The 13,460-nt window shown below is 41.2% G+C and carries 13 protein-coding genes; 8 read left to right on the top strand and 5 right to left on the bottom strand.

Features of this window, described 5'->3' with window-relative positions:
* The first annotated feature begins 10 nt into the window (after positions 1–10).
* The 6 genes from ACHLI0_RS22675 (at position 11) to ACHLI0_RS22700 (ending at position 5,361) form a co-directional block, all read left to right on the top strand.
* Positions 11–2,101: a S8 family serine peptidase gene (locus ACHLI0_RS22675; RefSeq protein ID WP_490750090.1), complete on the top strand. Its 2,091-nt coding sequence runs from the start codon at positions 11–13 to the stop codon at positions 2,099–2,101.
* A 12-nt stretch (positions 2,102–2,113) separates the two neighbouring features.
* Complete coding sequence (locus ACHLI0_RS22680; protein ID WP_490750091.1) at positions 2,114–2,929, top strand: DUF1573 domain-containing protein; 816 nt, start codon at positions 2,114–2,116, stop codon at positions 2,927–2,929.
* A gap of 21 nt (positions 2,930–2,950) precedes the next feature.
* Positions 2,951–3,427, top strand: a complete 477-nt coding sequence (locus ACHLI0_RS22685; protein ID WP_490750092.1) for a lipocalin-like domain-containing protein — start codon at positions 2,951–2,953, stop codon at positions 3,425–3,427.
* Between the two features lie 188 nt (positions 3,428–3,615).
* Positions 3,616–4,044 carry a Fur family transcriptional regulator gene (locus tag ACHLI0_RS22690; protein WP_055217339.1) on the top strand — a complete coding sequence of 143 codons (429 nt, stop codon included), beginning with the start codon at positions 3,616–3,618 and terminating at the stop codon, positions 4,042–4,044.
* A 22-nt stretch (positions 4,045–4,066) separates the two neighbouring features.
* The gene (locus ACHLI0_RS22695; protein ID WP_008760531.1) at positions 4,067–4,627 is read left to right on the top strand and encodes an NADH peroxidase; all 561 of its coding nucleotides are present in this window, start codon (positions 4,067–4,069) and stop codon (positions 4,625–4,627) included.
* A 98-nt stretch (positions 4,628–4,725) separates the two neighbouring features.
* Positions 4,726–5,361, top strand: coding sequence for a SagB/ThcOx family dehydrogenase (locus tag ACHLI0_RS22700; RefSeq protein ID WP_490750093.1), 636 nt, complete (start codon positions 4,726–4,728; stop codon positions 5,359–5,361).
* A gap of 111 nt (positions 5,362–5,472) precedes the next feature.
* Here the strand turns inward: ACHLI0_RS22700 and ACHLI0_RS22705 are convergent, their stop codons facing one another.
* Both ACHLI0_RS22705 and trxA read right to left on the bottom strand, forming a co-directional pair.
* Positions 5,473–5,937 carry a thioredoxin domain-containing protein gene (locus tag ACHLI0_RS22705; protein ID WP_490750094.1) on the bottom strand — a complete coding sequence of 155 codons (465 nt, stop codon included), beginning with the start codon at positions 5,935–5,937 and terminating at the stop codon, positions 5,473–5,475.
* A gap of 14 nt (positions 5,938–5,951) precedes the next feature.
* Positions 5,952–6,251 (bottom strand): thioredoxin, encoded by a 300-nt coding sequence (gene trxA / locus ACHLI0_RS22710; RefSeq protein WP_490750095.1) that lies wholly within the window; start codon positions 6,249–6,251, stop codon positions 5,952–5,954.
* Positions 6,252–6,446: 195 nt separating this feature from the next.
* Between trxA and ACHLI0_RS22715 the strand changes: the two genes are divergently transcribed.
* A complete protein-coding gene (locus tag ACHLI0_RS22715; RefSeq protein WP_225720595.1) occupies positions 6,447–7,574 on the top strand; it encodes a glycosyltransferase family protein in 1,128 nt (375 codons plus the stop codon).
* Positions 7,571–7,753 (top strand): type II toxin-antitoxin system HicB family antitoxin, encoded by a 183-nt coding sequence (locus ACHLI0_RS22720; RefSeq protein ID WP_008760535.1) that lies wholly within the window; start codon positions 7,571–7,573, stop codon positions 7,751–7,753. The genes ACHLI0_RS22715 and ACHLI0_RS22720 overlap by 4 nt, the downstream gene beginning before the upstream one ends.
* An 82-nt stretch (positions 7,754–7,835) precedes the next feature.
* Here the strand turns inward: ACHLI0_RS22720 and ACHLI0_RS22725 are convergent, their stop codons facing one another.
* Genes ACHLI0_RS22725 through ACHLI0_RS22735 form a run of 3 tightly spaced genes read right to left on the bottom strand, consistent with a single transcriptional unit; the run spans position 7,836 to position 13,428 of the window.
* On the bottom strand, positions 7,836–9,992 hold the full coding sequence (locus ACHLI0_RS22725) for a S46 family peptidase (RefSeq protein ID WP_225709940.1): 2,157 nt from the start codon (positions 9,990–9,992) through the stop codon (positions 7,836–7,838).
* Positions 9,993–12,152 (bottom strand): S46 family peptidase, encoded by a 2,160-nt coding sequence (locus ACHLI0_RS22730; protein WP_165938005.1) that lies wholly within the window; start codon positions 12,150–12,152, stop codon positions 9,993–9,995.
* Between the two features lie 31 nt (positions 12,153–12,183).
* The gene (locus ACHLI0_RS22735; protein WP_008766211.1) at positions 12,184–13,428 is read right to left on the bottom strand and encodes an anaerobic sulfatase-maturation protein; all 1,245 of its coding nucleotides are present in this window, start codon (positions 13,426–13,428) and stop codon (positions 12,184–12,186) included.
* Between the last annotated feature and the right edge of the window lie 32 nt (positions 13,429–13,460).

Below are 13,460 nucleotides of genomic sequence, written 5' to 3' on the forward strand. Positions count from 1 at the left end.
AAAAGGAATAATGAAGAAAAAATTCTTATATACAGCACTGTTTGCCTTCATGTTGGCATCATGCTCAGAACAAGAACTTATCGAACAACCGTCCACCCCTGTAGGGGGGACGGAAGTTCAACTTCCGGCTGACGTTACTTCCGGCGAATTGCTCATCAAATTCGATCCGGCAATGACTGAAATCCTTGATCAGACTCTTAAAGTTGCGACAAGAAGTGGAGGAGGAGTCATGACTCGTTCCGGCATTCCATCTACTGACGAAGTATTGGATATTCTGGGTGCATATCATTTTGAACGTATATTTCCGGTAGACACTAAAAATGAAGAACGTACCCGTACTTCAGGATTACATTTGTGGTATCGGGTAAAGTTTGATGAAAATACAGACTTGAAGGAAGCCGCCGGTCGTCTTGCTAAATTAGGTGAAATAGCTAAAGTGCAGGCTAATAGTCACATACAGCGTGCTTATAGAGCTGATGGCTATCGGAGTTATGTCAGTGAGAGTGCATTGCGACAGAAGGCGGCAACACGTACTGTTACGACAGGAAGCACCTTCTCTGATCCCGGATTGGCATATCAATGGCATTATAATAACAGTGGAAATAACCCTTTTGACAATCAGAACGCATTGAAAAATGGTTCCAGGCCGGGGTGTGATGTCGGTTGTATGGAAGCATGGAAGAAGTGTACGGGCGATCCTTCTATTATCGTTGCTGTGCTGGATGAAGGTGTGATGTATACCCATCCTGATTTGAAAGGTAATATGTGGATCAATGAAAAGGAAGAACTTTATGCAGATGAGGATGCTGATGGTAACGGATATAAGGACGATAAATATGGTTACAATTTCGTGAGCAATTCAGGAATCATTTCGTGGATGGATGCAGTTGACACGGGACACGGAACACACGTTGCAGGTACTATTGCTGCTGTGAACAATAATGGCGAAGGTGTTTGCGGTATTGCCGGTGGCGATGGTTCCAAAAACTCCGGAGTGAAAATTATGTCATGTCAAGTGTTTGCGGGTGAAGCCGGTGTTACTTTGGATGCTGAAGCAAGAGCTATAAAATATGCGGCTGATAATGGCGCAGTCATTCTTCAGTGTAGCTGGGGATACAACTCTTCCTTGGCCAATATGATTGAAGGATATACTCCCGGTCCGGGATCGGAAGAAGAATGGGAAAAATTGTATCCGTTGGAAAAAGATGCATTGGACTACTTTATCAATAATGCCGGTTCGCCCAATGGGGTGATAGACGGGGGACTGGCAATTTTCGCTTCCGGAAACGAATATGCAGGAATGGCTGCATTCCCTGCTGCTTATTCCAAATGTATATCAGTCAGTGCGGTAGCGGCCGATTTTACTCCGGCCTCATATAGCAACTATGGAAAGGAAGTCACGATATCTGCTCCGGGTGGTGATACGGAATATTACAATCCGGTGGGGCAAGATGACCCTGAGGGTTGGGAAGAAGGAATCCATTCCGGTTCTATTCTCTCGACTTGGATACAAAACGGTAATGCGACCTATGGATTTATGGATGGTACGTCTATGGCTTGTCCGCATGTATCAGGAGTCGCAGCATTGGGTTTGTCGTATGCTGTCAAACAACGTCGTCATTTTAAAGCAAGTGAGTTTGTCGAACTATTGAAGTCATCTACAAAACCACTCGATAGCTGGTATAATACAGGAGAAGTGAAGGCTTACTATCGTAACCACATCTCATCCGGAGCTTCCGCTACTAGAGTAGAGTTATCGAAATATGTGGGTAAGATGGGTGCTGGATTGGTAGATGCCGGAATGTTGCTTAACAATATTGAGGGTAATGGTTCTGACATGGTAGTACCAAATATGTATGTAGCAGAAGGTACAACATCGGATTTAAACCTTGCCTACTATTTTGTTAATGGAGAGAATCTAACTTATACCTGTACATCGGGTGATACAACTGTCGCTTCAGTATCTGTCAATGGTACTTTTATGACAGTAACTGGGTTAAAAACCGGTGCAACCCGTATTACAGTGAAAGTAAGCAATGGAAGCGAACAATCCATTACTGTTACCGTTCGCAAGAAGGCTAATGATAATGGTTGGATGTAATTTTAATATTCAATGAAACCAGTTACTTGGATACGATTCTTTTTATTATGTGTAGTCATCGGACAATTCCGGGCGGTTGAAGCCCGGAATGTCCATTTTACTCCACAGGAAAAAACAGATACGCTGATAAATCCTCCGTTGATAAAAGGGGCGGAACATATTCTGCGTTTTGACGAGACTGTGCTGAATATCGGGACATTGACCGAAGATGATGCTCCAAAAATGTATCGTTTCACATGTACTAATGTAAGTGGCAAAGCCATAAATCTTACCCGTGTAAGAACTACTTGTGGATGTGCGGTAGCAGATGTACGTACAGGGGAGATATCTCCCGGTGAAACGAGAGTTGTAGTATTGACTTATCATCCGAAGAATCATCCTGGAACAATAGATACGAATGCTTTTGTTTATCTGTCTTCTTCGGACAAAATGCCCGTGGCACGCCTTACATTAATTGGTAATGTGTTGCCGGGAACGGATGAATGGGGACGTTATCCATATAAGATGGGTAAATTGAGACTGAAACAAAACCGGATAGAATTTCGGGAGGTAAATGCGGGAAAGCGTCCTTCTGAACGAATCCTGTGTGGTAACAGCGGAAAACAATCATTGCGTCTGTCGGCTGCTGTTATTCCTGAGTTTGCAACTTTTCGTACCGAGCCGGAAGTAATCAGTCCGGGTAGTGAAGCCGACATTGTGATTACAATAGACGCCTCACTGATTCCTGTGGAAAAAGGCCGTTCATTTACTTTTCCTATTATTATAGAGGGAGTGGAAGGGCAACCGTCAGACCGGACATTGAATATAAAAGTAAACTGTATTAAGTAACAATAAAAATAAAAAGAAGACATGAAGAATATTCTCAAATTAATGGCTTTATTCGCCTTCGTGCTTTGTTTCGCATCCTGTGACGACGATGAAAAGGTAGAGATTCCTGCCTTGCCGGTCACTGCTGCTAATTTGAACGGAACGTGGCAACTTTCTGAATGGAACGGACAAGCTCTGGCAGAAGGTACATATTGCTATATAACTTTTAATCGTAGAGAACTGACTTTTGAAATGTATCAGAGGTTTGACAGTATGTATGCACGTTATATTACTGGTTCTTTTAGTATAGAAAACGATCCATATCTGGGATATGTTATTAGCGGTGAATATGATTTTGGTAATGGTGACTGGAACAATGACTATATCGTAACGGATTTGCTAGAATCCGGTTCTATGATTTGGACTGCAAAAGATGATGATAGTGACGTGAATAAATATGTCCGTTGCGAAAAAGTACCTGAATCAATAATCGAAGAGGCTAAAACCAATAAGAATTAAGGCAAAATAAAGGTATATCAATGTCTAAAGGTCATCTTTCTTAAGATGGCCTTTTTTGTATGGAAGAATTTAGTAATACATATCTGCAAAAAAAATATTGATTTTATTTGGAAATGATATCGGGACTTTCTATATTTGCATCAGATTTATAATTGTAATGAATACAACTTTGAAAAGAAGGGGAATTTATGAAACCATATGAACGATTGTTAGAACATAATATCAAGCCTTCCATGCAGCGTATAGCTATCATGGAATATTTGATGAATCATCCTATTCATCCATCGGCTGATGATATTTATACAGCATTGTCTCCTTCAATGCCGACTCTTTCAAAAACTACGGTTTACAACACTTTGAAACTGTTTTCGGAACAAGGAGCTGCGTTGATGCTTACGATTGATGAGAAAAATACAAATTTTGATGCAGATACTTCTGTACACTCACATTTTCTTTGCAGGCGCTGTGGTCATATTTATGACTTGAAATGTCCGGAATCTGTGAAGACAGTTGAGAATCAGGAAATGGATGGGCATCAAGTGACAGAAGTTCATTATTATTATAAAGGTATATGTAAGAATTGCTTAAGAAAAGATAAAGAAACACGTATTGACTAATTAATTTAAAATTGAGAAGAAAATGAAAAAATTTAGATGTACTGTATGCGGTTACGTTTATGAAGGTGACGCAGCTCCTGAGAAATGTCCTTTGTGTAAAGCTCCTGCCAGCAAATTCGTAGAAGTTGTTGAAGTAGAAGGTGGTGCATTGTCTTTTGCTGACGAACACGTTATCGGTGTTGCAAAAGGTTGTGACGAAGAAATGATCAAGGATCTGAATAATCACTTTATGGGTGAATGTACTGAAGTAGGTATGTATTTGGCTATGAGCCGTCAGGCTGACCGTGAAGGTTATCCTGAAGTAGCTGAAGCTTTCAAACGCTATGCTTGGGAAGAGGCTGAACATGCTTCTAAATTTGCAGAATTGCTGGGTGACTGTGTTTGGGATACAAAAACTAACCTGCAAAAGCGTAAAGATGCTGAACAAGGTGCATGCGAAGACAAAAAACGTATCGCTACCCGTGCTAAAGCTTTGAATTTGGACGCTATTCACGATACTGTACACGAAATGTGCAAGGACGAAGCTCGTCATGGTAAAGGTTTTGAAGGACTTTACAACCGTTATTTCGGAGATAAGAAATAATAAAGCCTTATAAATAACTTTTAAAAGGTCTGTGTTCTATAGTGAATGCAGACCTTTTTTGTTTATATTTGCCTATCAACTTTATAAATACCACAATTATGAGAAAGGTACAACTATTGTTCATTTGTTTAATGCTTTCAGCGGCTGCTTTTGCTGCTGATAAGGTTGTTAAGTTACCAAAACCTAATTTAAATCGTACTGGTACGGTGATGAAGGCATTGTCTGAACGTCAGTCTACGCGCGAGTATGCTTCGAAAGCGTTAACTCTTGCTGATTTGTCGGACTTATTATGGGCGGCCAACGGAATCAATCGTTCGGATGCTGGAAAACGAACGGCTCCTTCCGCTTTGAATAAGCAGGATGTAGACGTATATGTGATATTGCCGGAAGGAAGTTACTTGTATGACGCAAAGAATCATCAGTTAAATCTGATTGCTGAGGGAGATTACCGTGGAGCGGTAGCGGGTGGTCAGGCTTTTGTAAAAACGGCTCCGGTATCTTTGGTGTTAATCAGTGATATTTCCCGTTTTGGTGATGCTCAGAAAACACAGAATCAATTAATGGGAGCCATGGATGCCGGTATTGTTTCTCAGAATATTTCTGTTTTCTGTTCTGCGGCTAAACTGGCTACAGTGCCACGTGCCTCGATGGATGCCGCTCAGTTGAAGAAAGTCCTGAAACTGAAAGACTGTCAGATTCCTATGATGAATCATCCCGTGGGATACTTTAAATGATCTTTATTCTGCATATAAAAATGGTGACACTATCCACATCGGATAGTGTCACCATTTTTATATTATAATGTCATTATCCTGACCGGATAGTGTCACTATAATTGGGGCTCTTTATTTCAGCAGAAATTCATCGATAGCTTTCTTGTAAGTTGCTTTATCAGCCGCTCCACGGAAAAGCTGCGGGTCTCCTTTCATAGGAATAAATACGAACAATGGAATGCTTGTTGCGTTGAACAAGGCAGCAAGTTCTTTCTGCTTGTCTACATTGACTTTGTAGATTGTTATTTTCCCTGCATATTCCTTTGCCAATTCTTTCATGATTGGAGCTGTCTGGCGACAAGGCCCGCACCAGTCTGCATATAAGTCAATGATGGCGGGTTTGTCACCTTTGTATTTCCACTCTTTTGATTTCTCATAATCGAAGACGTCTTTCAGAAACATTTCTTTGTTCATTACGACGACTTCACCGTTACCTGTTACCTCTTTTTTACCTTGATTGGTATCCGGTTTGTCATTGAAGGCGTATACGATAACGCTTAGCATGACAAAGGCTACCATTGTTAATACTTTTTTCATTCGCTGTTTTCTTTTTATGCGTAATTTGGTTCGATGATTCCTTTTAATTCACTACTGTGGATAACTCCGGAATGTCTCCATACGGCTTCTCCATTTTTGAATAAAATAAAAGTCGGCACTGCCTGTATGCGATATTTAGTAGCCAAATCTTCATGTTGGTCAACATCTATCTTCACAATACGGGCTTTATCTCCTACCATTGTTTTCAATTCTTCTAAAACCGGTTTCATCGCTTTGCATGGTCCACACCATTCTGCAAAGAAATCAACTAAAACGGGTACCGGTGACTGTATTAAATCTTCAAACTTTTCCATAATCTTTCCTTTCTTAAATTTAAATATCAGTCTTTGAAGACTGCAAATATAATTTCTATTTTACTAATATAACGGGAAAAAGCTGTTTTTGTTCATAAAATAGTAATTGTAGAGTCATCTTATTGTAATCTGGAAAAGGGAACTTTGCATAACGAAAAACAAATAAATAAGAAATAAACTAATAATGATAGCCTCATGAAATTTTTATTTATTGTACAAGGTGAGGGTAGGGGACACTTGACACAAGCTATTACCCTTGAAGAAATGTTGTTGCGTAATGGACATGAAGTAGTGGAAGTATTAGTCGGTGAGAGTTCATCACGTATCTTGCCCGGGTTTTTCAACCGGAATATACAGGCACCGGTCAAACGTTTTATCAGCCCTAATTTCTTGCCTGCGGCAGATAATAAACGGGCGAATCTAAAGAAAAGCTTTACTTACAATTTACTGCGTATTCCGGAATATTTTCGCAGTATGTGCTATATTAATCAGCGGATTAAGGAGACGGGGGCGGAAGTAGTGATCAACTTCTACGAGCTTCTGACGGGACTTACCTACGCACTCTTTCGTCCCTCCGTTCCATATGTCTGCGTCGGACACCAATACTTGTTTTTACATCAGAATTTTGAATTTCCGGATAAAAACTCTTTTGAATTGCGGATGCTGCGTTTCTTCACCAAGATGACAGCTGTTAGATCTTCGAAGAAACTTGCTTTATCTTTCAATGATATGGAACCGGACAGGGGACAACAAGTGGTGGTAGTTCCTCCTTTAATTCGGCAGGAAGTAACTGCTATTCAACCGGAAGAAGGAAATTATATTCATGGATATATGGTAAATTCCGGTTTTGCAGATAGTGTGGAGGAATTTCATACGATATATCCGGAAGTTCCTTTGAGGTTTTTCTGGGACAAAGCAGATGCAGAGGAGGTGACCCGGATTGACGAAACACTAAGTTTCTATCAGATAGATGATGTGAAGTTTCTTAATGGGATGGCCGGTTGTCGCGCTTACGCTACCACTGCCGGGTTCGAATCTATCTGTGAAGCAATGTATCTGGGAAAACCTGTATTGATGGTTCCGGCACATATTGAGCAGGATTGTAATGCTCATGATGCAATGAGGGCAGGAGCCGGGATTATCAGTGATTCTTTTGATTTGAAGCCTTTACTCCGTTTTGCCGGAACGTATTCTCCTAATCGTATTTTCGTTCGTTGGGTACGCAGCGGTGAACGACGTATTATTCTGGAACTGGAAAAACTGGCTGCATCACAATCAGCAATTACTTCAATACCAACATTTACTAATTATTTACCGATATGAAACTGAATAAAACAGATTATGTACTTGAGCGGGCGTCAGATGGCGGATATTATGCCTGGTTGACTGTGAATATGCAATGTAATGCTTACGGAGAGTCTCCTGAAGAAGCTGTGCTGAATTTGCAGGAAACAATGAATGAAATGATAGATGAGATGTATATGGTAGAAGAGTTTATTTAATGGATAATGGAAAATGGATAATGGAGAATTGATGATGCCATTCTGCATAGAGATTTTACATTATCCATTTTTCATTATCCATTTATTCAATACTCAGTTCATCAATAATATGGGAGGCTCCTGCATATTTATCGATAATAAATAAGGTATAGCGGATATCTACACAGGCGGCACGTTGTGAGGAGGGGCGGAAAGCGATGTCTCCGGTCAGACCTTCATAGTTGCGGTCGAAAGCTGTGCCCACTAGTTGTCCTTTGCTATTGAATACCGGACTGCCGGAGTTTCCTCCTGTATTATCAGTATTAACAATAAAGCAGACAGGCATTTCACCGTCTTTACCATAGCGTCCATAGTCTCTGGCTTTATATAGTTCCTTCAACTTCTGCGGAACTACAAATTCCCAGTTTCCTGGATCTTCTTTCTCCATAACTCCTTTGAGTGTAGTATGAGCGTCATAAACTACTCCGTCGGCAGGTTCGTAAGAAAGTACCTGTCCGTAAGTCAGTCGTAAGGTTGAATTGGCGTCCGGATAGATAGGTATTCCTTTTTCCTGTCTCATGTCCATCATTCCTTTTACCCATACCTTATGAGCAGTGTCGTAGTTCTGATTGGCCTCTTTCATGGCAATGGCAGTTTTCAATATTCCATCTGTGATGGAGTATTTGAAAAGCACCATCCAGTCATGACCTATCTTATATAAGCTTGGCTTTTTGATAAACTTTTCAAAGTTCTTGGGATTACCAAAAATCGAATATTCAAAACAAGCATCTACAAATGAATCTATATTTCCTTTGAAACGTGAGTTTATGATCTCGAAAATATTGATTCGTTGTTCCTCCGGAATGTAATTGGCATAAGTTTGCAGCATGGTTTTGGCAACCATTCGCTCTACTTCCGGGAAGGGAACAGAGGCAAAGTATTTTTCACCGGCTTGTTTCAGGTTTTCGGTAGCTGTTTTTATTTGTTCTTTGTCTTTTGACTTAAGGGCAGTGACCATTTCAGTCGTAGAAGGGAGGCGCATAAAGTCAAGTGCTGTGACAAGTGCTTCGTTAAGGGCTTGTTGGTGATAGAGCGCATCCCGTCGATGAGCAACGATAGAACGTATTTCATCAAATGCCTTCTGATAAGAATCATCACCTTTTTCGCGGCCACGGGCCAAGAGTTCTTCTTGTTGCTTACGTTTGGTATCCAGTACTTTGAGACGTACTAATCCTTCGTTCATACCAATTGCATTTTTCCAGTAATTGGCTGAAGATGCATACTTACTTGCATAATGGATTCGTACGGCAGGATCTTTCAGCATCTGCTCCATCAGAACTTTCTGACGGGCACTGCGTACATGTTGACGCATAAAGTTGGTAGTCTGCATACGCTCTTCCACTTCGTCGGAAATCATATATCGCCAGTTACGTCCCGGGAATCCCATAACAAAGGTGAAGTCACCTTCCTGTACTCCGGCAATGCTGATTTTCAAATGTTTTTTGACCTGCAAAGGAACATTGTCTCTAGAATATGCGGCAGGTTTGCCGTTTTTATCAGCATAGATGCGGAAGAGGGAAAAATCTCCGGTATGGCGGGGCCACATCCAGTTGTCTGTGTCGGCTCCGAATTTACCGATAGAAGAGGGGGGAGCACCTACCATGCGAATATCGCTGTATACGGTCTTTACAAACATATAATATTTATTTCCTCCGTAAAAAGCTTTAAGTTCAAGTTTGGTTGCAGGGGTGACTTCTATATTTTCATCTTTAGCGAAGCGTTCTGCCACTTTGCTCAGGTAACTTGGCGACAAATAATTAGTACCATTCGGATCTTCATCTTTTTTCAACTGATCGTTTACGTAACTGGTTACATCAAGGATACGGTCGATAAAAGTGACGGTCAATCCCGGTGTGGGAAGTTCTGCATCACGGTTCATGGCCCAAAATCCTTCTGTCAGGTAATCATGCTCTACATTACTATGTTGTTGGATAGCTCCGTAACCACAATGATGGTTGGTAAGTACCAGTCCTTCAGAAGAAATGACTTCTCCGGTACATCCGCCGCCGAAGTGTACAACAGCATCTTTCAGAGAGATGCCATTGGCATTATATACCTCTTCAACAGGAATCTCCAGACCGAGTTCCCGCATGGCAACTGCATTTTGTGCTTTCAGGTCAGTTAGCATCCACATACCTTCATCGGCGTGGATGCTAAGAGTTGCCAGTGAAAAAATAGCAAATATAATTTGTTTTCTCATTTATTCTACGATAGTCATTTCATTAATCAGATGGCCGCAGTTACCTAATTTCTCAAGGATAAACAAGACATAGCGGATATCAAGATTGATACAACGTTGCAGGTTGTTATCAAAGTTAATATCACCACTCAGAGATTCCCAGTTGCCATCGAATGCACAGCCGATCAATTCTCCGTTTTCGTTCAATACCGGACTGCCGGAGTTACCACCGGTAATGTCATTGGTTGACAGGAAGCAGACAGGCATATCACCGTTAGGTAATGCATAACGACCGTAGTCTTTCTTTTCTATAAGTTCTTTCAACTTGGCCGGTACCACAAATTCGCGATCTTCCGGATTTTCTTTTTCAAGAATACCTTTTGTTGTTGTGTAATAGTTATAGTGCACGCCATCTTTCGGATCATATGGTTTTACGTTACCATAGGTCAGACGAATGGTGAAGTTTGCGTCCGGATATGAAGGAACAGGTAATTTCATTTCACCTAAACCGCGGATGTAAGTTTTGTGGAGCAGAGCAAGTTCTTTGTCCAGCTCTTTTAGCTGATCAAGGAGATTGCCGTATTGATCGTATTTGGATTGAGCATATTGCAAAGCCAGATCCTCATCAATAGCTTTTACTGTCGGCTTTTTGAGGAATTTATCAAAGTTAGCCTGATTAGCAAAAATAGACTTGTCGTACATGTCGTCTACGAACTTATTGTAGTCTCCTTTATATTTCTGTTCGATCACTTTATAGATAGCAGGGCGTTGGTTTGCCGGAATCATTTCTGCATAGAGAGGAAGCAGTACTTTAGCTACTTTGCGGTCTACTTCATGATCATAGTCTTTGTTATGGATGCTTTTGAAGTTTTCTTTCAGACCTTCCAGACGAACTTTGATCAGAGAGTCGTTTTTATCAACCAAAGCTTCCCGTGTTTTAGTTAACATTGAGTTACCAAATTCGATAGCTCCGAAGAAAACTTCAGTCAGGCAAGTCAGTTGATAATTGAGAGGAGCTGTTTGTGCTACCAGATCATCGATCTTTTTCACAACATTGGCATATTCGGTATTGTTTTGTGCCTTTGCAAATTCTGCAAATTTAGCTTCCTGTTCTGCTTTAGTGCCCAATACGTCATTGTCAATGATCGCTTTGTTCATTCCGATCGAGTTTTTCCAGTAGTTACTGGAGCCTGCATATTTGTTTGCATACTGAATACGGATTTTATCGCTGGCGTTCATCACTTCTTTCAAAACAGCCAGGCGTGCACCACGAATGCGGATACGCGGTTCATTGGTTGATTCCATGCGTTCTTTTACTTCTGACACAGTCAGATAACGGCTGGTTCTTCCGGGGAATCCCATGATCATTGCATAGTCTCCTTCTTTTAAACCTTTGATGGAGATTGACAGATGTTTCTTCGTTTTCAGCGGAGTATTGCTTGCACTGTATTCAGCCGGCTCTCCGTTGGCATCTGCATAGATACGGAACATGGAGAAGTCACCGGTATGACGGGGCCACATCCAGTTGTCTGTTTCGCCACCGAATTTACCTACTGAAGAAGGAGGAGCGGCAACCATACGTACATCCGGATATATTTTCTTGTAGAACAGGTAGAATTTGTTTCCTGCGTAGAAAGGAAGGGCTTGCGGTACAATTCCTTTCTTATCTTTCAGGTCACTTTTTTCATAGAGTTCTTTAGCCAGTCCTTCAAGGAAAGCACCGGTGAATGACTGGGATTCTGTAATCTCTTTGGCGGCGATTTTAGCATTCACAATATCTGTTATATCTTCGATACGTTCGATGAAGGTGAACTTTAGTCCCGGAGTAGGCAGTTCCTTGTCTCTGGATGTAGCCCAAAAGCCATCTGTCAGATAATCGTGTTCTACACTACTGTGTTGCTGGATAGAAGAATAACCGCAGTGATGGTTAGTCAGGATCAAGCCTTCCGGTGAAATGATTTCTCCTGTACATCCTCCTCCGAATATACCGACTGCATCTTTCAAAGAGACACCATTGGGATTATATAAATCCTGGGCTTCCAGTTTTAATCCTTGCTTCTTCATCATATCTATGGAATGTTGCTGTTGCATTAGTTGCAATAACCACATACCTTCGTCCGCTTTTACGGTACATACCAGCAGCGCTGTCAGCGCTAATAAATAAAGTCTTAGTCTGTTCATTACTTTATGATAACAATTATAAATTATGATGTTAATATTCTATTTTTAAACTTCCGTCTTTTAGTGCTTTCATGATATTGGCAGGAGCCTGTTGATTCATTAATTCTTTTTTCATGAAATCCATATAGGGAGCTACATGCTGAAAGTATTGGTAATATCCTTTGCACAGATAGTTTAGGCCGGGTTCGCCGTCCGCTGTCCGACTGAAGCGGTTCTTTGGACATTCTCCGTTGCAGGCAAATAGAAAGTCGCACTCCTTGCATTGGGTTGGGAGTGATTGGTATTTCATTGTCCCGAAGTTATGCTGTCGTTCACTATGCATCATTTCCACCAAAGTCTGGCTATAGATATTTCCCAATTTATATTCCGGGAATACGAAGTGGTCACAAGAGTATACGTCTCCGTTGAATTCCATAACGCCGGCATGTCCGCAATGCTTCGCCATTGTACATACGCCCGGTTGCTCGCCCATCCAGTTAGCCAATGTGGAATCGAATATCTGTATGAAGAATTTGCCCACATCTTCTTTTACCCATTCATCAAAAATTGTACAGAGAAAGTTACCCCATTGTTCCGGACTTACGGAAAAATCAGCCAATGCCCCTTCTTTACCTTCTGCCAGAGAGGCAAGATGACGACCGTCCTGATGTGAAACAATGCGTTCAACAATCGGAGCGAACTGAATATAATGGCAATCTATTTCTTTGAAGAAATTATAAAAGTCTAATGGATATTCGGCATTGAAATCGTTCACAACAGCCATAGCGTTCCATTCTACTCCATGTTTTTTCAGGAGATTGATCCCTTGCATTACTTTGACGAAAGAAGGTTTGCCCATTTTGTTCTTGCGGTATTCGTCATGAAACTCTTGCGGGCCATCAATGGAAACCCCTACCAGCCAGTTGTTTTCACGGAAGAACTCGCACCATTCGTCTGTAAGCAAGGTTCCATTCGTCTGGATACAATTGTCAATCGTACGTCCGCGGGCGTATTTCTTTTGCAGCTCCATCGCCTTTTTATAAAAAGAAAGCGGACGCATCAGCGTTTCTCCACCGTGCCAGGTAAAAAGCACTTGAGGCATGGTTTGAGAGTTGATATACTCGTCGATAAACTTTTCCAGTAGCTCATCGCTCATTACATGTTTTGGGTTTTCTTTGTATAGATTTGCCTTTTCCAAATAATAGCAGTATTCGCATGCGAGGTTGCATACGGCTCCCACGGGCTTTACCATGACATAAAGCGGTTTGGCAAAAGGTGCATAAGTTGTTGCTTTCATGACTGCAAATTTAGATAAACTAAATGAAAAAA

It is taken from the genome of Bacteroides sp. RCH18, from assembly GCF_058231005.1.